Here is a 22,240-nt window from a genome sequence, read left to right as displayed (position 1 = left end):
ATCATGGTAATGGTTTTAGCCCCTTTTTTTTTACAGGATTTCGCGAAGAAATCATACATTTTTTACATCCTTATTTGGATTCGTACCGTGTCATTTTTATCCGATATTGCTTAGGTGTATCACCCGTGTATTCTTTAAATAATTTGCAAAAGTAACCTTCATTGACGATGCCTACTTCCTCGCACAATTCCAATAAAGAATAATCCCGGACGTTTAACAACTCGAGAGCGAGATGGATTTTTTTACGGTTGATATAGCTGATCACGCCTTCGTTCATTGTTTTTTTGAATAAGCTGCTAAAATACGATGGAGCTAGATTCACTTCCTCGGCAATCGCCTCCAACGTTAAACGCTTTTTCAGGTTTTTCTCTATAAAATGCATAGCACTCATGATTTCTGCACGATGTAATAGTTGGCCCGCGTGTACGTATTCGAAAGTGAAGTCGCCAATATAGGAGAGCTGCTCCTGAAAAGCCATAAATTCCATAGGGAAGTCCGAAACTTCCCTGGCCATCTTATTCCCTGATTTAAACTTTACGGTAATGTCTCTGTACAAGTCTCTAATCATTGGAGCCATGATAGACTTGTGGATTTTATGGTCCGTAACAAATTGGTTCAGATCGGCAAGTGCATTCTCCAGCTCTTCCTTGGAAATCTTCCTCTTCAGCCGCATAAGAAAATCAGCCAGCTTCTGCTGAAAGTCTGCTTTTTTGTCATTATGGTATTGGAACCGATGCATCGGTGTTTTTACTACTTTCTCGGTATGATAATAGAAATCCTCACTCACATTTTTAGCTTCCGTATACGCCTGTTTGATCGATTCCCAGCCTCGGTGTGGGCCACCAAAAGCGACAGATACCCTTTGATTCAAATATTGATGCAAATGAGAGACGATCTGCCCTCCCAAGGATAGGCAAGCATATTCCGTTTCCATATCACTGCGGTTATTTTCCCAGGATAGAAAGCCAATAAAACAATTATCGGACAGATCCGCAGCTACCCCACTGCCACCATTCATCACCGTTTCTTCGATGATATTCGTAATCGCATATTTCAAGATGTTTTGATCTGCGGCAGCGTATTCGTTTCGGAAACTTTCATACGTATTCATTTCGACGATGAAGCAGCAATAGTTGGCTTGAAAGAAATGAAACTGCATGCGATTAGCAAAATCCGATGCCCGATGAGAAGGAATTTCGCCTCTGATCAGTTCGTTAAAAAATTGCTTGCGCACTCTATATTTATTTTCAAGCACGGATACGTTTAACGATTGAAATTCCGCTTCTTTTTTCTTAAACTCATTTAAAATTCCGGCTGCCTTATCCAAAGCTCGATTCAAATCCGCTTCCCTCAGCGGAACTTTTACAATGTACTCCAATACGTTGGCTTGAATAGCTCGCTGGGCGTATTCAAAGGATGAATAGGCGGTCAAAAGTATGTATTGGGTATGGGGGAGCTCCGCCTTGAGCTGCTCAATCATGGAGATTCCGTCCATTCGCGGCATAACGATATCGGATATGACGATGTCCGGCTTAAGTCTTAAAATCTCCTCGATCCCATTCAGCCCATTATTCGCTTTGCCCACGAGAACAAATCGCTTATCCCTATGAGAGAGTTCATTAAAAAACAATTCCAATCTTTGAATGATCAGGTCTTCATCGTCAACAATGAAACAGGTATAGTCTCTCACCATTATGCATCTCCTTTTTGCAATTCTGCCGGGAATAAAGCGCGCACACGGGTTATTTCCTTAGGAATGCTAATGATTTGCAGTCCGAATTGATCTCCGTAGTGAAGTCTTATTCGGCCATGAATATTATTTAGCCCGATTCTTTTCCTTTTTACTTCCATTTCACTAGGTTCTGAGATTAAAATATGCTTTATTTTATCAGCTGGAATTCCCTCGCCTTGATCAACAACTTCTATGATGACGATACTGTCCTCCCTGTACGCATGAATCGTAATAGGTCCCTCAATTCCCCCTCCGTTATAACCATGGAAGATGCTATTCTCCACAAGCGGCTGCAGCAGCATTCGAAAAACTGGGAAATCCATTAACCCTGCTTCGATATTTTCTATCAAGTGGAAGTTTCGGTTATACCGAATGTTCTGGATCTCGATATAGTCCGCTACATTGCGTAGTTCCTGACGTAAGGAAACCTTCTCTGAAGCATCGTCTATCCCGTATTCCAATAATGAAATGAGCGATCCGATTACCACATCTACTTTCTCTATTTGTCCGAGACGTATAACGTTGCTGATCGAACCCAGTGTGTTATACAGAAAATGAGGGTTAATTTGAGACTGCAGCACCTGGATTTCCAACTTCCGCTCAAGCTCATTATGAAGTTCCGCTCGCCGGATCAGTTCCACAATTTGCTGCAGCATACGATCGAATGCTCGTGAAAGATCTCCAAACTCATCGTTTCGATTAATCGTAATTGTCGTTGTGAGTAAGCCTTGCTCCACTTGCTTCATTTTTGTTTTGAGTGTATAGAGTGGTTTCCTGATATATTTGGCAACCAAAAAAGAAATGAACAAACTTAAGAGAAGACCTGCAGCTAGAAGCTCAATATAATAGGTTTCCAATCTGGATAAAGCGGCTTTCAAGCGTGACTCATCATTGATTGAGATGATGGTCCAGTTGAATTTCTCCGTCGGTTTTTTCAGAAGGGAGACCGGAATGCCATCCATGGTATGCAGTTGAAGACTTGTTTCTGTCGTATCCAGGATTTGTTCCGCAGACGTTTCCCCGATCGAAAACGTATGATCTTGAATATTCAGCAGTCCTTTATTTCCAGAAAATCCGGCAATGATTTTACCTGACGCTGTGATCAGAGCCAGATTCATTTGTTCTTGTTTATTAATTTTGAACAAAGTTTCTTCAATGGCATTTAGATCCAAGTCAACCGCAATGGCCATAGGAAACGGAGCACCGTTCAGATATCGAACCATCGTAACGGTCCAGCCGGAATACTTCGATTTGTAAGGTTCACTAACAAAGGTAGTCCTTCTGTTCTTGTCAGCCGCATCAAACAAAGGTTTTCTTTCAGCTAAAGGTTCATCGAATATTCGAGTAGCTGTACTTCCGCCTAGAATGGATAAATCGCTTTTGATCAAATAAATATTACTGACGTAATTACTATTGAGTTCGTACAGTTCTCTTAATTGTTTTTTAATCACTTCCGTATTGTCAATATTGGCTTTCACGGATGTTTCGACAGAGAAGAGAATCGTCTGGAAGGAGGAAAAATTAACAGTGAAGTACTGGTCTACCTTGTCAAGGATTTGGTTAGTGTAAAAAATGTCATTGGTTCTTATTTCCTTTTGGACATAGCGATAAGACATTTGGCTTATCAAGATGATGCACCCTAATACAAATGCAAACACGATCAAAAATAATTTTAAAGGCAAGCTGATTCTTCTTCGCATCGATCATCTTCCTTTTAGTTCCGTTTTAAACTAAGAATAGCATATGCTAATAAAGAGAGGGGCTACGAATAGCCACTCTCTTCGTTTATTTATTTTACTTGATAAGGCCGGCTTCTTTAAATTGTTTGATTGCTGTTTCCTTATACTTCTGCATGTCAAACTTGGTATCCAACGTTTGAAGGAAATTGTCCCAGTTGGAAAGAGGCTCTTTGCCTGTCATAAATTTAACTAAACTTTCATTAATGAAACGTGTGCGGTCAGCATCCAAGGTATCGCTGGGGTCTGGGGTCAATAAATTTCCGGGCAACGTTGGCCCTACATATTGCTGATTGTCCTTGAACGCTTCCGCTGTCTTAGGATTCTGGAAGCTGAAGTACTCCGCATCATCACCACGGCGTGGCATTCTGTAATGATCGACCCACAGGTACTTCTCTTTCATTTCCTTCGATAACTCGGAGGTTTTATTTTTGATCTTGCCGTCCACTACATCCCAATGAATACCTTTAATTCCGTATGCAAAATTCGGATAAGCTTCTTCGTCTGTAAAGAGATAATTCAGCATGGACAAGATTCGAATGATTTTGTCCTTATCCGCTTTCGCGGAAATGGCCCATGAATTGCCTTGGAATGATTTTCTCTCTACAATTTGATCACCATAAGGACCTTTCATCGGAGGAATGACGATCCATTCCGGCACCTCGCCACTAATTTCTTTCATTTTCTGCTGATAATCCGGCTCCAGCCTGCGGGCATCTCTGATCATGAAGCCAACTTTACCTTTAAACATCTTTTGGTCCAAAAGATCAGGCGAATTCATCGTCACCCAGTCTGGGTCTACCACTTTGGCTGCCATCATTTTGTTAATGTAAGCAAGCGCCTCTTTCATTTTGGGATCGATAAACAGGAATATCGGTTCATTATCTTTTATTTCAATGGCCGAAGGAGGATTGACGCCAAACATCCACATCAAGCTATCGAAGCCGTAGGTTTGCAGATTGCCTTCTTTGTTCATACCGCCGATGAATCCGTACGTATCGTTTTTGCCATTACCGTCCGGGTCTTTCTCTGTAAAGGCTTTCATAACTTCGAACAGCTCATCCGGTGTCGTCGGCACTTCCATATTCAGCTTTTTCAGCCAATCATTGCGAATGAAAAAGCTTCGGCTGATACCGTTAACATTATCATAGCCTGGAACTCCAATCGTTTTTCCTTGATAGGACATTGCCTCCCAAGAGTCGTTGCCAAACCGTTTCTGCAATTCAGGGAATTGATCCAGATACGGTGTCAAATCCGCAAGAACGCCTTGGTCGTAATATTGCGCAAGATCAGCCCGACTCTTCAAGAAGATCAAATCTGGAATATCTCCGCCTGCAATGAGCGTATTCAGTTTGGTTGTTGCTTGCCCAGCTTGAGGAATCATCATATCCAAGTCGATGTTCAACTCTTTTTCCAACATTTGGCGTTGAACATCTTCATCACGTGGAGGTACCGGAGCGGCAGCGTTGAAAGTGCCTTGGTTAAACATTGAGATTTTCATTTTGGTTGCAAACTGGCCAGACTGCCCTTGCGAATTACTCGAAGTTGTCGATGTAACTTCTTCATTTCCCCCACATCCTGACAATAGCGTTCCCAGTCCTAAGATTGCCGACAGAATAGCAAATGAAATCTTTTTACGCTGCATATTGACCTCTCCTTTGCTTGTATATTATCACGGTTTCACCGTAATAAGTTAGGTTGGAACACCTTTTAACCCTTAACGGATCCCAAGAGCACACCTTTGGTAAAATGCTTTTGTAAAAATGGGTAAACGATCAAAATCGGAACCGTAGTTACAACAACTGTAGCCATCTGCACAGCGAACGTACTTACAGCTCCGGAATTGGCGAGCGACTCAGCACTTTGTGTTGCGACGTTAAGCAGGATGTTGCGCAAGACGACTTGAAGCGGCATGAAGTTGGAATCATTGATATAAACAATAGCATCAAAATAGCTGTTCCAATGTCCCACTGCGTAAAATAAAGAAATGGTGGAAATGACGGGCAAAGACAGTGGTAAAATGATCCGCCATAACGATTGAAGTTCACTTGCACCGTCAACCCTCGCTGATTCCTCGATTTCACCAGGCAATTGTTCGAAAAAGCCTTTAATGATCACCAGATTAAATGCACTAATGAGATTGGGAATAATCAATACCCACGGACTGTTTAGCAACCCCAGAGAGCGAATTAGCAGATAAGTCGGAATTAACCCCCCACTAAACATCATGGTAAACACAATGAATAGTAAAAACGGACTGCGTCCCGGCAAATATTTTTTGGATAACGGATAAGCTGCTATTACCGTAAAAAACACATTAAGCATCGTGCCTACAATCGTTCGAAACAACGTAATTTTATACGCCTGCCAGATCCCATGAGAAATGAATACTTCTTTATAGGCCAGAAAGGTAAAAGATTCTGGTATAATAACGATCCCTCTTCTTAACACTTCCGATTCTGGCGTCACTGAGACAGCAATTACATACAGAAAGGGTAGTAAGCAAAGTAGTGATAAAAAAATAAGAATAACATAAACGACGGATTGCCAGACTTTTTCCCCGATTGTCAAATTGATCATTTTAAAAACCACCTCACCAAATTTGCCCATCGAATTTTTTGGCGAGCTTATTTGCTGCCAAAACTAAACCAAATCCAATGACAGCTTTGAACAATCCTACAGCAGTAGCCAAGCCAATCTTAAGACGCTCCAACCCTTCACGGTATACCCATGTGTCGATAATATCGATCTTCTCCTGATTAAAGGTGTTGGCAAACATGTATATTTGGTCAAAGCCGGCATCCAGAATATGGCTTAATTTAAGGATCAGCATCAGAATAATGACTCCTCGAATCCCTGGTAAAGTGATATGCCAGAGTTGTCTCCATTTGGAGGCGCCATCCATTCGAGCCGCTTCATATAAGCTTGGATCAATACCTGCTAATGCGGCGAGGTACAGGATCGCTCCCCATCCTATGTCCTTCCATATTTCAGATGCGATGACCAGCAGTCTTCCCCAAGCAGGCTCCGTTAGAAATGAGATGGGCTGAAAACCACTTTCTTTCAAAATCATATTAAAAAGGCCATCGCCTGGAGCTAATAATGCTACCATCAATCCATATACAATGACCCAAGACAGAAAGTGGGGTAAATAAGTAATGGTTTGTACGATTTTCTTAAACCATTGGGTATGAACTTCATTGAGCAGTAAAGCAAGTAAGATGGGAGCGGAGAAACCGAACAATAACTTATAGAGCGATATAACAATCGTATTTTTCATGATGTCCCAGAAATAAACGCCGTTCATAAAATCCGTAAAATTTTTGAATCCCACCCACGGGCTATCCCATACTCCCAAAGCCAGGTTGTAGTTTTTAAAAGCAATCAATATTCCCGCCATAGGAATGTATTTGAATACGGCAAAGTAAATTAAGGCCGGTAATAAGAGAGCATACATCACTTTATATTTTTGGATCGTCCTTATCCATGACTTCCGCTTTTTGGAGAGGGGAATGGCGTCCGCTGCCAATTTCGCTTGCATATCATCACCTCGTCTTTGTTTGTATTTGTATATTAGCACCCCCCTATCGGATAAATTTCTGAAATTTCAAGAATTTCTTACAAGATATTAAGTAAGTTTACCGGAGCCTATTGTGAACAGTGCCGAACAGTTGATAAATAGCTTATCTTGGACTTGTACCGCAAAAACTAACCTTCTTGGATAGTTAAGATTCAGGTTGATAAAAATTTTAAAAAAAACAAAAAAATCATCGTTGCCTGGTTTAGTACTTAGGCAACGATGATTTTTTTGTTAAATATAACATCGACAGCAAGACGTTTGTTTCATTCCGGTTAAGCTATTTTGTGAAATAATGTCCTTGTTCCAGATCTGCGAGAAGTCCTTGCTGGACTGGCTTCCAGCCGAGCAGCTCCTTCGTCCCTTCACTTGATCTTGCTAAGTCAAGCGACGCGATCATACCTAGAAAACCGAAGATGGCTTGCGCTTCTTCAGGCGGGATGCTGACTACCGGCACATCCACATGACGACCAATGACCGTGGCAATGTCGCTGAACGCAATGCCTTCATCGTGCACGCCATCCAGTCGTGCGCCTGCAGGCGCAGATTCTACAGCGAGGCGGAACAAAACTGCCGCATCCAAGCGATGAATCGCTGGCCAACGGTTAGAGCCGTCTCCAATGTAAGCCGAAGAACCTCTTTCCTGAGCGATCCGGATTAATTCCGGCACGAAGCCTTTATCTCCTTCTCCATGAACGGAAGGTGCAAGCGAGACGATCGATGCTCTCACGTCTTGTTCTATAAACGCAAGCGCTGCATCCTCCGATGCTTTGCCATTCGCATGTGCTGTGATAACAAGTGGTTTACCGGAGCCCGCGAGCCCCTCTCCCATTGCTTCGATGGCGCGAAGATCAGTTGCCAGTGATCCGGCGAAATTAGAAAAATCGTGGTTAAATGCGAGATGAATAACGCCGTCTGAAGTGGCTGCACAGCTGCGCAGTAAATCCAGATCCTCTAAAACACCGCGAGCCACCTCGGCTCCCAAGCTTTCTAATACGTGAGCACCACTCTCCGAACGGGTCAGGCCAACTACCTGATGGCCCGCACCGATGAGTTCGCTGACAACGGCTGTACCAATATAACCTGCTGCACCAGTAACGAATATACGCATAATATTTGAACGCCTCCTTAAGCATTTGACGAAGATATGACTTCAGTCTAAACTATGAAGTGAACTCTAAGGCAAGCGTTTGGAGGTATGATTTTATATGAAAATTCAAGAATTAGCAGATTTGATGGGTTTAACCCCTCACACCATTCGATTTTATGAGAAGGAAGGCTTGCTTGATAGCAGACATATTCAGCGCGAGAAGAATAATTACCGCAACTACTCAGACGAAGCCATTGATCGGTTAAAGCTGATTAAGAAATTTCAAGGCATCGGCTGTTCGTTAGCGGAGCTGAAGACAATTTTGCAGGATCATGATACGAACGCACGCACCAACCAAGAAGTAATCGAATGGATTCTTCAGAAGATCAATGAGATTGAACGCAAGAAGGACGAATACGATCATATGCTTGTAACGCTGAATTGGATGCTGACATACAGGAAGCTGTTGAATGAAGATCCACCACAAGCTGAGGCTATGATGGCCGAATTACGTCTTAAAATCAACATCTAGCTGTATAATTGTGAACAAGCTCTATGGACGTAAATTCCACAAACGTACCCAGCTATAGCTTGAGGATATAGCTGGGTATAATTTGAGGAACATAATTTGAGGAATTATACTTCTCCCCAAAAAATCTCAGTTTCATAATCAAATTCAACAGTACCATTTTGATTATTCCTATTAAATAAATTTTGCAGTTCTGTCATCATTGGATCGTAATTTGCATGCCCGGGTGCAGGGCTGTAGGAAGATGATAGCAACCGGCCTTTCAAACCCTCGAAATCGAACTCCTGACTCATTCTGAATCGCATTTCATGCATTGAGCCTTCCTTGAAAAAAGAGAGCAGCATTGTCTGAGAAATATTTTTATGATTAACTTTTTCGTAGTCGGTTCCGTATGTATGAAGCAGTTGATTGTACTCTTCACGAAATGGAGTACCGTGTGTAAGACGTGAATTCCAGATGAGTATTACTCTCCCACCTGGCCGTAGAATACGGCGAAACTCGATTTGGGCTGCGGAGCGATCGAACCAGTGAAATGCCTGAGCGCAGACAATAAAATCAACCGACTGATCAGATAATCCAGTAGATTCTGCAGAACCTGATGTACTCTGAAATTTCGGATTACTTTCTAACATTTGCTCGGCGGCTTCCCGCATTACCTGATTTGGCTCGACCGCGATTACATCGCTTCCGCGTTCCAGAAGTAGCTTTGAGATGATCCCAGTACCTGAACCGATGTCTGCTATGTTACTGTTCGCACGTAAACCGACGACGTCGTACAAATGGTCAATAGCCTCTTTTGGATAGCTCGGGCGGTATTTTAAATATGAATCGACCCGGCTCGTAAACCGTTCTCTACTGTTCATTGATTTTCACGCTCCCATCAATATTTTGACAGCCGGTGTACCGGCCACAGTACCAACCTCAAAATCTCGCGTCCCCAAAAAGCAAATACCGTCGTTCCGGTCCATGAGCTGCGCTTATCTTGGCTGTATTGATCGTTGATCATATAAGTCCGAGTCGAAATAGGACTCTTCAGACCGAACTCTTCCCATTTGGCCGGATCATTCGAACCTCCAAGTTTTCTAAGCATATTCGCCGACTCATGATCTATTTTAGACGGAATTTGCTCGAATGCTTGGGTGATTTGCGTATGAAACTCGTCGATCGGGTTGCGACTGGTAATGCTCTCGAGATGGATGCTTTCGCGAATGTAAGAAACGTATGCCAGATGGTCAGCCCAGAACTCATCGATATAAAAAAGCCGTACCCGCTGCTCCGATGGGCTCATCGATCTCTCGCATTTCAATATTCCGAGCCGCTCCTCGTATAGGATTCGCCTCTGGTCCTCCACCATATCCGAATAACCGTTCAATTCCCGCTGAATATCGAAGTTTTGACCCATGATAACGCGCTGAATATGCTCGATTTTGCTGCGGAGCGCCGGATCATCAAGAACCTCGTCCTGCCTGGGAGCGCGAAACAGTCTATGAATGCCGAAGCGAAGCATCAACTCGTCTTCCAAGCTTAAATAAAATACGGAAGCTCCCGGGTCACCTTGGCGGCCAGAACGCCCGCGCAGCTGGTTATCTATCCGCATGCTTTCGTTCACATGTGTACCTATCACGTATAATCCGCCCAGTTTGGCAACCACTTCTGCCTGAGCGGGATTACCGCCGCCGAGACGAATGTCGACGCCGCGCCCTGCCATATTTGTAGATACCGTTACGGCGCCTATTTCTCCCGCTTTAGCGATGATTTCGGCTTCTTTCGCATCATTTTTTGCATTCAGAACCTGGCAAGGTACGCCGGCAATCGCAAGTGCCTCCGCCAGCATGTCAGACTCCTCGACGCTTGACGTACCAATAAGAATGGGGCGTCCCACCCTATGGACGGAAGAGATTTCTTGTACAAGCGCCTTATATTTGGCTTCTTTATGGGTGTAAATTCGGTGCTTGTGGTCGATCCGTATGTTTGGCTGATTCGGCGGAATTTGCACGACCTGCAGCGCATAGATATCTTCGAATTCCATTGCTGAAGCTTGCGCCGTAGCCGTCATTCCGCAAATTCCTGAATACAGGCTAATGAAGTGTTGAATGGTGATCGTACCGAGAATTCTACCACCAGCCTTCCACTGCAACCCTTCTTTCGCCACAAGCGCAGCTTGCAGTCCGTCCGGCAAATACCTGTTCTCGGCCACACGGCCGGTATGTTCTTCGATTAGCTCAATTTCACCGTCCCGGACGATGTAATCGACGTCTTTTTTTAATAACGATTCCACATGCAGCGCACAATTCAATGACGTTAACAAATGACTATTATGGCTATCGTACAAATTGCCGCATCCCAGCAGCAACTCCGCTTTCGCAGCTCCCGCATCATTCAAGTATACGTTCCGCTGGAACTCGTCAAAATCGTAATGCTCTCCTGGCTGGAGCTGCCGGGCCACTTCTGCGAAAAGAACGCCGTCACTCTCGGAAGAACTCGAATCGCCACTAATGACCAGCGGCACCCGCGCTTCATCAAGAAGAAGTGAGTCCGCTTCGTCGACGACGACATAGTGGAAAGGGCGGTGTACGGTATCAGCTTCATTTAATGCGATTGTGTCGCGCAAATAATCGAACCCTGCTTCTTTAGCCGTAACATAGGTTATATCCTTGGCGTATGCTTCCCGTTTCTCGAACAGGCTCATGCCCGCTTGAACTGAGCTTACGGTTAACCCGAGGAAGCGGTAGATCGGGCCCATCCACGCCGCATCTCGATTTGCCAAATAATCGTTAAAAGTGAGCACATGAACGCCTTCGCCTGTCAACGCGTTTAGATAAGCAGGCATAACAGCAGAGAGTGTTTTTCCTTCACCGGTATGCTGTTCGATCAAATATCTCTCGTGCAAAGCGATAGCAGCCATGATTTGAACATCGTAAGGCTGTAATCCGAGTTTTCTCTTCGCAGCCTCGCAGACTAACGCATAAGCATCAACAAGCAGCTCATCCAGAGGCGTGCCTGATCTAGCTTCTTCTTGCAGCCGAAGGGATTCCGCCTGCAGCCGCTGATCGTCCCAAGCTTCCAAATTCCGTTTCCTGATAAGTTCCACTTTGTCTCGATAGTCTTTCAACAAACGCCGGGTATCGCGGTCTTTGAATTCGCGTATCAACTTGACGACTACATTCATCGGAATTTGATTCCTCCTCAGTAGAAATAAGTGTAAGAAATGACTTAAATCATAAGCTCGTATTCGCCAAGTTGACCTAAAACACTGTGTGAAGCATCTCATATGGCTTTTTAAGCGGCATCTATTCCGTATGTCCTCATATTGACCAGTTACAAGAAAAGACTCCTTATGGAGTCTCTTCTTTGGATGTTAACACGTCAGTCAAATCATTCATTCCCGCTCTAGCTATGCGAGACAAACTACATTACTTCTCCGATGGGAGCGGTGTAAAGAGCAGATTGACCGGCAGGTTGCTTCCTGGCGCGGCAGAGAAAAGAATCGTTACGCTCTCTCCATATGCCCCTGTGCGGTAAAGAACGCTTTGCTCACTTGAATTGCTAACAGCAACGTTACCATCAGCAATGGATACAACCTGATTGTTCACTAGAGCTACCCCTGAGTACTTCCCTCCACGAGGGTTAAATGAGATTAGTGTACGTGGAGCGACATTGTTCAACGTGATTTTGTATAATACGCCGAAATTACCCGCATTGGACGCATCTGTATAAGCCATTGGATCTGTACCAACCAGATTGGGATCACTTGCGTTATCACCAAGCGGCAGACGAGCTGGTTTGGCTCCCACTTGCTGATCATACGTTATGATACGAGTGGCATTAGGGTATGTTCCACGGTTGTGCACACCGTCACGATCAAGAACAGGTAGCATTGGTAAAGCCTCGAACGGATCTTTATTTTCTTCGACCAGGATAACGTTATAGTCGAGGGAATAATCACTATAAGCATCCGAATAGAGTGAAATCACTTGCCCTTCTTTTATTGGAGTTTTATTTAGTTCGGTTAAAATCAATTTACTTTCTCCAGGTTGAATAACCTCTTTCTTTTTATCGGCTCCGGTCTGGATCGACTTAAACCATTTATCAATAGACAATTTCCCAGCTACAGTAGCATAAGGAGTAGGTCCTGCAAACCCCATATTTTGTTGTTCAAATACTGCCGCAAATGGGTTGTTGTTTGTTGCTATAACATACATTTTTACCCTTTTACCTGTATTGTTCACATGGTGAATCATGAAACGGGTCTGACCCAAAGACGATTCTTTATATACAATGCCTTCCGTATTCACCGTTTCCGGACTGTTGCTGCGGATCAGCAGACTTGGCTCATCCGTGTACGTATAAGGTACTTTTTCCATAGAAGTCACTTCGCCACCGTTAAAGGTAAATTTCTGTCCTACCGGCGTGAACAGTAAATTGAAATCGGAAAAAGAATATAATGTCTCATTGGTTATAGTTATAACTTTGGAGTACGTGTTCGTCGCACCGTGATTGTCAGTAACCGTGAGTGTCACCGTTTTGGGACCAGGTTCAAAGAAGGCCAGCGAATTGTTCTCCCAAACCGTTTTTTCAATGCTGTTTTCATCATCTGTACTCTGGTCAATATACGTTATTTTTTCGCCCATTTTATATTGTTCCTTGTCGGTTGTGAACATGGCTACAGGAGGAAGATTAGGACTCAGAACTTGAATCGTAATTGTATAGGGATCACTCCATTGGCCGCTTGAATCCTGAACTTGATATGAAATCGTATATGTACCCGCTTGATCAAACGATTCCTGACGACCTGTCCAGCGTTCGTCAACGATCTTCAGTCCATTTGGAGAAACGGAAGAAGTTATATAGTCCACCTTATCGCCCGCAAAAATTTCCTTTTGGGAAACCAAAAAGCTTGCAACGGGTTTAGTATTTAGATTCAGCACAACCGTTTTAGCGGACTGATTCACTTTATAGGTGATGTTCAGAGCTTGAGTAATGGAAGTTAACGGCACCATGAACGTATTTTTTTGCTGATAAGCAGGGCCCTTCATCGTTCTGGACTCTCCATTTACGGTATAGTCCGTGCTGTTGGTTTTGAATCGGAGCTCATTAGCACCACTGATGATGATGGTTTCCTTGGTTTTGTTATCGTATTTGACCCCGTATCCCACACGGTCCACGAGTGCGCGGATCGCAACATAGGATACACCGTTTTTGACAGTCATCGGCTGGCCAGCAAGATACGTTTTGCCATCCTGTTCCATTTTGTTGCTATTCATGTACAAGGTCAGATTCCCGCCTGATGCTACGGTAGAATCCCCCCCGATGGATGGCTGCTCTATTTGAGCAGGCGGAGTTTGTGTTTCAGCACCCTCAGTGGTTCCTTCCTGGATCGTAGATCCCGTTTTGGTTTCGTTTGTAGTTGTTTCCTCCCCGCCAATGGCGGATTTGTCCACATCTGTTTTAGGTGTTGCCTCCGTGCCCGTTGAAGTTGCGGTTTCTTTTACTTTAGTTGACAGAGTAGTGCTGGATGCGTTACTGCTACCCGTTTTCACTTCTTGCTCTGCAATTGGCTGCTCTTTCTTTAGCACCTCAACCGATTCTGTTTTGGCCGTATTTACTGACGCTGTGTCATCTTGCGGTGTTGATTGCGCATTCACAGAACCGACTGCAAATGCTTGAAAAACGGCTAAAGCGGTAAAAATGGACAATTTCTTCTTCAGATTCATGCTTTGTCTTTGGCTCCTTCTGCTCCCAAGTAATGTTTACCCACATAAAAAGTCATAGTATTAGACGCTAGTTTCAGGAAAAAGTTTCTAGTGAAATTGTAAATTGTGGATTTAGAGCATCTATTTTTCAATGGAGATGCTTATCACTTCATAATCAATGATAAAAAAAAACAAAACCCACCGTTTAAAGCTAAATGCCCACGGTGGGTTTTGTATTAACACCTTTCGTTGGTACTCGATCCGTTGAATAAGCCATTTGCAAAGCCTGCTCACAAGATGTCCCTAAGACACACAGCTGCTTATCGAACTATCCGGCTACTGCTTAACCGACTTCAAGTGTCGTAATTGACCAGATAGTGATGAAGCTCTGTGTTATAGCAGCCGATACTGTGCTCAATGAGTCTGCCTTCCCCGTCGAAAGAGTTACGCAGGCGTTTGAGCACATGCGTCCCTGGTGGGATCTCCAGCAACTGACACACCTCAGGAGTTGCCTTCTCTACAAAGAAACGGTCTCTGAAGTTTTCCAGCGCAATGTCGTTCTCCTCCAGTGAGTCATATAGCGACTGGATGTTTGTGACCATTTCTGCCGTACCTCCACCGGGTAATGCAGCTGCGGCCAAGAAATGTATCAGATGAATATATGGCTGTCCGTTTAAAATGTAGAGCCGTTCAATCCGCTGACAATACGGCCCGTAGCGGTCATATTCCTCCGTACCGGCATCATTCGAAATTAACCGGGAATTCAGCTGTTTCTTTTCCAGCTTGTGTCCCTCTTCTACGAGCAGCTCTGTAAACCGTTTGCCCTTAGAGAGCTTCTGATGGGAGGTATTGCGCATGACAATCGTTCCGATACCGCTTTTCTTCTGCACATAACCTTCCTGGGAAAGCTCCTGAACCGCGCCGCGGACCGTCATTTTACTGACACCAAATTCCTTCTCCAGCTGCGGTTCGGAGGGGATGATGCTCCCTAAAGGATATATGCCATGCAAAATCCGGTCTTTGAGAATTTTCTGGATTTGCTGATATAAAGGGCCTTGCTTGCGTTTCAAAGACACTCGTTGTTCACTACCTTTCAACATCTAAGGTATGGTCCGACAGCGCTCGGAGCACCTCGATCTCGGTAAAAAGCGCTGTATCACCTTGAGTGGTATGAGCCAGCATCGCTGCTGCCGCTGCCATATTAACCGTCTGCTGCTGCGGATATTGCTGCAATTCCCCATGAATGATGGCGCTGGCAAAGGCATCACCGGCACCGATCCGGTCATACACCGGGAAAGTCAGCTTGCGAGAAAACAGAAACGTACCTTGATGATAGATATATCCTGTCAGGGAATGCGTATGGTCAGCGTTAATCTCACGGTGGGTTCCCGCTGCCGTTCCGATTCCGAAGCGCTCAACCACTTCGGGAATCGCCTGCTTCAACTGTGTCATTCTATCATATTCTCCAGTTCCAAAGCCAAGGATAAACTGTCCGTCCTTCTCATTCATCAGCACCAGGTCCGTCAGCTCCAGCAGTTCCTCATAATGCGGGCGGGCCTTGGCATAGCCATCCACTCCCCATAACGCAGGACGGTAATTGCAGTCAAAAACAACTTTGCCCCCGTTACTCTTCACTTCCGAAGCAAGCCGTTTCATTTGTTTACGCACACCATCATTCATAGCCAGCGTAATCCCGCATAAATGAAGAACGTCGATCCGGGAGGCAAGAGCAACCATATCGTAATTGCCTGCCTCCGCGGTATTGAAGCTGCTGCCCAGTCGATCTGTGTAAGTGACTCTGCCGGGTCGTGCTCCAAAGCCATTCTCCAGAAAGTACATGCCCAGCTGCTTGCCTCCCCGGCTAATTAGTGAGGTATCCACCCCAAGTTTACGCAAGTAAGCAATTGCCGCTTCGCCTACCGGTGTTTCCGGCAAGGTGGTAATAAGCGCACCGTTATGGCCGTACCCAGCCAGCGCTGCCGTTACATTAACCCCGCTGCCGGAAAAAGAATATTCCAGCCTGTTGCTCTGGACCAGCGTTTCATGGCCCGGGACCTGCAGCCGCATCATTACTTCACCGAAAGCCGCAATCCTATGCATACCGGTCCACCAGAGATTTCATCGTTTCAAGCAGTCTGACGACATCCTGGACGTTCGTGCTTCCCGTCTGCCGATCAATAATAGATGAATACACATGCGGGATAACCTGGGGCACCCCAGCCTGAAGTGCAATCTCCAAAATGGGCCCGAAGTTATCCAGGTCGATTCCGCCCGTAGGCTCCAGAGCAAACCCGGCTTCCCCGCAGGCCTTGGCAACCGCACGATACTCCTCCTCCAATTTCAAGCCCTGCATGGGATAATACTTCAGCGCATTGCCGCCCATGTCACGAACCAGCGCAATGGCGGCTTGAACCGGAACAATAGCATACGGAGTGGTGCCTGCACTGACAGGGCCGGTCGATATATTCACATAGCCGGGTTGCCCGCATGGAGAAACCAAGCTGTTAATCCAGCTGTCCTTAGCTCCCAGATTGGCGCGAGTCGCCCCCACTGCTGGAAATACCTGATTAATATGGCTTCCCGGGTAACTTCCGGCAATCTCCGCCACAACTGCCGCCTGTCGGTTATCTCCGGCACCCAGTCCGATGGATACAGCGTCCTCGATCGTCTGACCGTATAGGGTCATCGCGGTTACCGCTTCCTCCGCCGTAGCATAATTTTTGGAAAGCACACCTACCAAAACATATCCTTCCGCAGCCTCGTACACTTCCTTCGCGTTCTTGATACTGCCCGCCAGTACATTAAGTGCGGCTCTGTTCTTATATAGACGCTGCAGAATATTACTCATTCTTGTTTCCCCCTACGATTTCATGTATTCTGCTGACGATGACCTGAAGATCATCACCTTGAAGCGACCTTGGATCTATATCGAAATACCCCTGCTTAACCCCATAATCCCTGGTGTATACGGCAATTACGCCTTCACGCAGCCAATCATTGACATGCCTCGCATCCACTCCTGCAGCAGAGGAATCAATCTGGATGCGCCCACGGAAAATCGCTCTGCCCGCTTCATCCTGCACGATGCGGATTGAAACTCCCGGAAGCCCCTCAAGCGGCTGAAGAGCCTCCAGCGCCTGCCTCTCCCGTTCACTGTTGTCGGCTTTGTCCTGGTATTCATCCAAAGCCTGAAGCAGCCCGAAGGTAGTCTCTTTACCCACCTTCATGCTGCGGCCGATCCCGTGCAGATGTACCTTTAACCACTCGACATATTTCATTTTGCCGGCGACAATGCCAGAGGTAGGGCCTTCAATAGCTTTTGATCCGCTGTAAATCGCCAGATCCGAATACTTAACATATTTGCGCAGATCCTCTTCCGCAGCCGCATCGACGATCAGTGGCACTCCTCTGCGCACTGCAACCTCCCACGCCTCCTCTACAGAAATCATGTTCTTCTGGACGGCGTGGTGGGATTTGACATAAAGAATGGCTGCGGTGCGTTCACCAATCGCCTGTTCAATATGCTCCTTGCGGCCTTCATTGGCATATCCAACTTCCACCACTCTGCCTCCGCCAAGGAATACCATGGTTTCGACCGGAGCTCCATACTGCACGTTATGGCCCTTCAGCATAATAATCTCATTTTTCAATATCGGCTCCTGATGCAGGCGAAGGCTGAGTCGCGGATCTCCGGAAGTCACAAAGGCTGCCACCGACAGCGCAATGCCGCTGGATGCCGAGTTCACGACAACCGCCCCTTCCGAGCCAAGCAGTCGTGCAATATATTCTCCGGATTTGTCCACAAGATCTGCAATTTCCACGTACTGCTGTCCGCCCTGCTTCATCGCCTCCATAACCGAATCTGTTGGTGCGGAAACGCCAAGGATGCTCATTCTTCCACTGGCATTAATAACACGTTTCAATCCATATCTAGCCTGTAATGAATGACCCATTCGTAAAGACTCCTTTAGCCTCAATATAGTACTGCGCGACCCGAACATCGCCTTCCGAGTCCTTAAGCTGCTTCTCGCCTGCTTCCAGTGCAAACAAAGTCAGGTTGGCTTGCTGCCCCACCCTTATCTGTCCGAGCTCCGGCTTGCCGAGCCACTCCGCTGCGCTGCTTGTTACAGCTTGGATGACCTCTTCCAGGCTATAGCCGAGAATCAAAAATTTCGTCAGCACATTTGACATATTGTACACCGGTCCGTTCAGACGGTTGCCCCGGTAGATATCCGTGCTGATGGTATTCAGCGCAATGCCTGCCGCCTTGGCCTGTTCTGCAATCTGGAAGGAGAAGCTCGCCGTGCCATGCCCCACATCCAGATGAACTCCTCGGGCAGCTGCATCCACCAACCCTTGCAGGGGTGTGCCGTCCGCGTGGAACAGATTGTTGGACTTGCCGTTAAGGTAATGGGTGATTACATCACCCGGTTGCAGCAGCTCCAGCACCTCGGATATCGCGGGCGGAGCGGAGCCAATATGCACCATGAGCGGAAGCTTCGTTTCTTCCGACATTGTGCGTGCCAGCTTGAGCGGCTGTATACCGCTGTCTTTGACAACACTCTGGCTGATGCGGGCTTTCAGACCGACGATGAATTCAGGATAGGTTGCTGCCGCTTCCAGAACTTTGTCCCGGTCAATCCATTCCAGCTGAGACAATTCATCTGTCCGTTCAAGCCCGATTCTTGAAATATTTAGTAAAGCAAACACTCGGGTATCAGCCTTCAGACTCGCGGTATACAAAGCTCCTATTCGGTCTGCACCACAGCTTCCGGCATCCACCAGCGTCGTTACTCCCTGCTTTACTCCAATTTCGTCGATATCATCGCCATAGGGATCAAGCTCCGGTACGGCGTGCACATGCAAATCAATCCATCCGCTGGACACATATAACCCCGTACAGTCTAGTCCGCTCTCTCCTTCCGCCTGAGCTGCCGGTGTAATGGCAGTGATAATCCCATCCTGAATGGCTATATCCATTATTCGCCCATCCACAAGCTGCAAATTGCGCAGCACATTCTCTGTGCCCACTCATCCCATCTCCTTCTTCAACCCCGGTATACAGAAAAAATTCAAAAAAAATGATAAGTGTCTTGGAAGCAGAACACCCCTAAATTGAATAATAAACTTGGTGAGCTGCTCCACTTTAAAGATTATAATGTTATAATGTTTATATTAGCACGGTGTAATCTAGAAGAGAACAGTGATTTATAATCCCAAGATGTATATAAATGAAAGAATCCAATCTTACCGGGGTCATGGATTCGATTTTGAGTGATTTCAAGGGCAGCATTAGTTGTAATTCTATGTAAATTTCCAGATGATTCCTAGACCAAAAACGTAAGACAATAGTCAAAAAACAATAGGTTTCAGTATTTTTATTGCGATTTTCCATTGTGATTATCTAATGGATGTTTATTTATTTTAGTGTTAATAGTACAATCCGGATATACAGTGTGGGCCGTCGCGAGCCTCTGTACGGCGGTAGACAACGGAGACACTGTACATGTGCAACATATCATTTCTCTGCTCGTAGATGGTTTGCGCTATCGTGCGAACCGCTAACATCTCCAAGTGCTCAAAGTTTATCTACGCAGCAAGACCATTAGAATATCGACAGTGCCTTCCCTCACCGGCCGATGCCGACCCCGACCTTGAAACATAAAGGGCCCCCAAAATTGGGGGCCCTTTCCCTAACAATGATGCTAAATCTCCAACCAAAACGTAGATGGATATTTGTTTATCTTGAAACCGACATTATGATCTTCTGAGTGTCGCTTAAAGAAACAAACCAGTTTTGTAGAATAATATTATGGTGTAAAATGATCTGTTCTGCACTTAATAAGGAAGACTCCGCGGTACTGTGGGCATCTTCTACTAGAATAACGTCATATCCCAAGCTAAATGCTCTTCGACATGTCGCATCAACACATATCTCCGTCTGAATTCCCGCGACAATCAGTCGATTAACGCCTAAATGATTTAAATGTGATTCAAGGTTGGTACCTTGAAATGAATCCGGAAAGTCCTTTTCAATTTTTACATCTTCAGCTAACAAGGGTAAGTCGGGGTGAAGACTCCAGCCTGAAGACGTTTTTGAGGTAATTGTCCCTAATTTCCCATTATGCTGAGTAAGTATGACTGGAATTTTACTTATGTGGGCCCAAGTAATAAGCTGATTGATATTGGTTATTAATTTTTCACTGTTATGAATAAAGAGAGGATTCTTAAAAGATCCGGTTTGCACATCTATAATCAATAAAGCTGGCTTATGGATCATAATTATCCCTTCTCTCCTCTTCTTCTTCATTAATTTCTAGAGGTTAGAATTTCCTGTAACCATAATTATATTCATCATTTTTTCCAACTTATCAGATATTAGACCAAGTTCTTGCCCTTTGTTTGGGACGAGAGCTTTTTTCTGAACAAAAAGCCAATGTTGCTTGGGACGCTACGTCACAATCTATAATGAAAAAAATGTGATAAAAGGAGCTTTTCATTATGACTGAAACCAAGGCAAAGGAACCGTACAAAATACTGTTGAGAGTATCACTAACGCTTACGACATTTCTTTTTATTGGATTGGTTCTTATTTGGATAGTTAAACGGGGAGAAATGTTACCATTTATAACTTCCTTATTTATACCAAATGAGATTAGTATTTTATCCGCAATACTCATTGGTCTTATTTCCAGTTTGTTTATAACGACTATTGTTCTAGTTACATTCATTAAAACAAGAACAGAACTACCCCAAACCGAGGGCTCAGATATGGTTAAAAAAATAATGATTAGACCAAGTGGTATAGCTGTATCTGCAATAGGCGGTGGTTTTTTTGAAGAATTCTTTTTTAGAGGCGTGCTCATTGGTTTATTTATTGGATACTCTTTAATAGTGGATTGGCTCGTTATTTTAATTAGCACTTTTCTATTTTGGGTAATACATGTTCCCCAATATAAAGGAGCCGTCGGCATCCTCACAGGTGTGTTTGTAAATGGTTTGATTTTTGCACTACTTTTTTATTTTACCGGGTCGTTAATTCCACCCATGCTTGCCCATGGGATTTATAATACTTCTATTGGAATTATTATGGCGAAAAAATACAAGAAATGATTTTTTGAAAAGAGGAATGATATGAAATTAACAGTGAGTAAATTTGCAAAGCTGGCTGACACTACTGTTCGTACATTACGACATTATCGACAACTTGGAATATTAGTCCCCTCACAAAAAAATGAAAATGACCATTATATCTATGTAAACGAGGATTTTAAAAGGCTTCATGAAATCCAATTATTACAAAGTTTAGGTCTTTCTTTGAATGAGATTAAAGTCTGTTTGGAAAATCCGAAATATTCTTTCAAAGAAATAATTAGAGTTCAAGAACAATCACTTCAACAAAGAAGAGAAGCGATTGATTATTCTTTAGCATTAATTGAACGAATACAATTGTTAACCGATCAAGATCAACTCTTAGAATCAAACTCAGAAATTCTCATGCTCCTTATGAATTCCATGCGTGTTGAGAAGGCTCAAAAAAAGCTGCTTCAAAGGTATGTCTCTATGGATATTATTGATCAGGTGTTTCCAGAGGATATCTCTAAGCAAACGTACTTGGATGGACAACTATATAATTTGTTATTGCTTGTCCATCGAGCTATCGTGAACGATCTTAAACCAGATCATCCCTGCATCCAGCAGCAGCTGCAAGACATAGTTGCAAATACTCCATTAAATAATCTGATTTACTATAACGGGGTACATGACGAAGAATTTTATAAAAACGTAAAACCCTATGAGTCGTTAGTGGTCATACCCCTGTCAAGTAGACAGATGAAAAAAGCTATGCTGCCAGTGCGCATCGATATTCAATCGGTGCGCGC

Annotated in this window: 18 protein-coding genes; 3 read left to right on the top strand and 15 right to left on the bottom strand. The window is 44.6% G+C overall.

Translation table 11 applies throughout. The features are described from left to right. Nucleotides 1–70: 70 nt before the first annotated feature. The 6 genes from P5G61_RS12690 to P5G61_RS12665 all read right to left on the bottom strand — a co-directional run bounded on the left by P5G61_RS12690 (nucleotide 71) and on the right by P5G61_RS12665 (nucleotide 8,156). Entirely contained in the window at nucleotides 71–1,693 is a 1,623-nt protein-coding gene (locus P5G61_RS12690) for a response regulator transcription factor (protein ID WP_301246803.1), read from the bottom strand. Further along, the gene (locus P5G61_RS12685; protein WP_301246801.1) at nucleotides 1,693–3,348 is read right to left on the bottom strand and encodes a sensor histidine kinase; all 1,656 of its coding nucleotides are present in this window, start codon (nucleotides 3,346–3,348) and stop codon (nucleotides 1,693–1,695) included. Before P5G61_RS12685 ends, P5G61_RS12690 begins: the two co-directional genes overlap by 1 nt. Before the next feature lie 178 nt (nucleotides 3,349–3,526). Further along, nucleotides 3,527–5,113, bottom strand: coding sequence for an extracellular solute-binding protein (locus P5G61_RS12680; RefSeq protein ID WP_301246799.1), 1,587 nt, complete (start codon nucleotides 5,111–5,113; stop codon nucleotides 3,527–3,529). A 65-nt stretch (nucleotides 5,114–5,178) separates the two neighbouring features. Next, the gene (locus P5G61_RS12675; RefSeq protein ID WP_301246798.1) at nucleotides 5,179–6,048 is read right to left on the bottom strand and encodes a carbohydrate ABC transporter permease; all 870 of its coding nucleotides are present in this window, start codon (nucleotides 6,046–6,048) and stop codon (nucleotides 5,179–5,181) included. Nucleotides 6,049–6,061: 13 nt separating this feature from the next. Then, nucleotides 6,062–7,009 (bottom strand): ABC transporter permease, encoded by a 948-nt coding sequence (locus P5G61_RS12670; protein WP_301246797.1) that lies wholly within the window; start codon nucleotides 7,007–7,009, stop codon nucleotides 6,062–6,064. A gap of 316 nt (nucleotides 7,010–7,325) precedes the next feature. Beyond that, nucleotides 7,326–8,156, bottom strand: a complete 831-nt coding sequence (locus P5G61_RS12665; protein WP_079345217.1) for an SDR family oxidoreductase — start codon at nucleotides 8,154–8,156, stop codon at nucleotides 7,326–7,328. A 97-nt stretch (nucleotides 8,157–8,253) separates the two neighbouring features. On the opposite strand from P5G61_RS12665, the gene P5G61_RS12660 reads away from it, so the two are divergent. Further along, nucleotides 8,254–8,667: a MerR family transcriptional regulator gene (locus P5G61_RS12660; protein WP_301246794.1), complete on the top strand. Its 414-nt coding sequence runs from the start codon at nucleotides 8,254–8,256 to the stop codon at nucleotides 8,665–8,667. Between the two features lie 104 nt (nucleotides 8,668–8,771). Here the strand turns inward: P5G61_RS12660 and P5G61_RS12655 are convergent, their stop codons facing one another. The 9 genes from P5G61_RS12655 to P5G61_RS12615 form a co-directional block, all read right to left on the bottom strand. Then, the gene (locus tag P5G61_RS12655) at nucleotides 8,772–9,527 is read right to left on the bottom strand and encodes a class I SAM-dependent methyltransferase (protein WP_301246793.1); all 756 of its coding nucleotides are present in this window, start codon (nucleotides 9,525–9,527) and stop codon (nucleotides 8,772–8,774) included. Nucleotides 9,528–9,544: 17 nt separating this feature from the next. Then, nucleotides 9,545–11,833 (bottom strand): accessory Sec system translocase SecA2, encoded by a 2,289-nt coding sequence (secA2, locus tag P5G61_RS12650; protein ID WP_301246792.1) that lies wholly within the window; start codon nucleotides 11,831–11,833, stop codon nucleotides 9,545–9,547. Nucleotides 11,834–12,077: 244 nt separating this feature from the next. Further along, the gene (locus P5G61_RS12645) at nucleotides 12,078–14,378 is read right to left on the bottom strand and encodes a stalk domain-containing protein (protein WP_301246790.1); all 2,301 of its coding nucleotides are present in this window, start codon (nucleotides 14,376–14,378) and stop codon (nucleotides 12,078–12,080) included. Nucleotides 14,379–14,710: 332 nt separating this feature from the next. Continuing rightward, complete coding sequence (locus tag P5G61_RS12640) at nucleotides 14,711–15,433, bottom strand: GntR family transcriptional regulator (protein ID WP_301247221.1); 723 nt, start codon at nucleotides 15,431–15,433, stop codon at nucleotides 14,711–14,713. Between the two features lie 10 nt (nucleotides 15,434–15,443). Beyond that, a complete protein-coding gene (locus P5G61_RS12635; RefSeq protein WP_301246788.1) occupies nucleotides 15,444–16,457 on the bottom strand; it encodes a sugar kinase in 1,014 nt (337 codons plus the stop codon). After that, nucleotides 16,450–17,205, bottom strand: coding sequence for a 2-dehydro-3-deoxy-phosphogluconate aldolase (dagF, locus tag P5G61_RS12630; RefSeq protein WP_301246787.1), 756 nt, complete (start codon nucleotides 17,203–17,205; stop codon nucleotides 16,450–16,452). The genes P5G61_RS12635 and dagF overlap by 8 nt, the downstream gene beginning before the upstream one ends. Beyond that, nucleotides 17,198–18,310, bottom strand: a complete 1,113-nt coding sequence (locus tag P5G61_RS12625) for a DgaE family pyridoxal phosphate-dependent ammonia lyase (RefSeq protein WP_301246785.1) — start codon at nucleotides 18,308–18,310, stop codon at nucleotides 17,198–17,200. Before P5G61_RS12625 ends, dagF begins: the two co-directional genes overlap by 8 nt. Beyond that, on the bottom strand, nucleotides 18,288–19,337 hold the full coding sequence (locus P5G61_RS12620) for an amidohydrolase/deacetylase family metallohydrolase (protein WP_301247220.1): 1,050 nt from the start codon (nucleotides 19,335–19,337) through the stop codon (nucleotides 18,288–18,290). Before P5G61_RS12620 ends, P5G61_RS12625 begins: the two co-directional genes overlap by 23 nt. A 760-nt stretch (nucleotides 19,338–20,097) precedes the next feature. Continuing rightward, entirely contained in the window at nucleotides 20,098–20,637 is a 540-nt protein-coding gene (locus P5G61_RS12615; protein WP_301246783.1) for a cysteine hydrolase family protein, read from the bottom strand. A gap of 221 nt (nucleotides 20,638–20,858) precedes the next feature. Between P5G61_RS12615 and P5G61_RS12610 the strand changes: the two genes are divergently transcribed. Further along, nucleotides 20,859–21,470, top strand: coding sequence for a CPBP family intramembrane glutamic endopeptidase (locus P5G61_RS12610; protein ID WP_301246782.1), 612 nt, complete (start codon nucleotides 20,859–20,861; stop codon nucleotides 21,468–21,470). A gap of 21 nt (nucleotides 21,471–21,491) precedes the next feature. Next, on the top strand, nucleotides 21,492–22,240 hold a 749-nt coding region (locus tag P5G61_RS12605), incomplete at its 3' end, for a MerR family transcriptional regulator (RefSeq protein WP_301246781.1).

The organism is Paenibacillus vandeheii (assembly GCF_030433635.1).
Classification (GTDB): Bacteria; Bacillota; Bacilli; order Paenibacillales; family Paenibacillaceae; genus Paenibacillus; species Paenibacillus vandeheii.
This window is presented reverse-complemented; position numbering and strand designations above follow the sequence as displayed.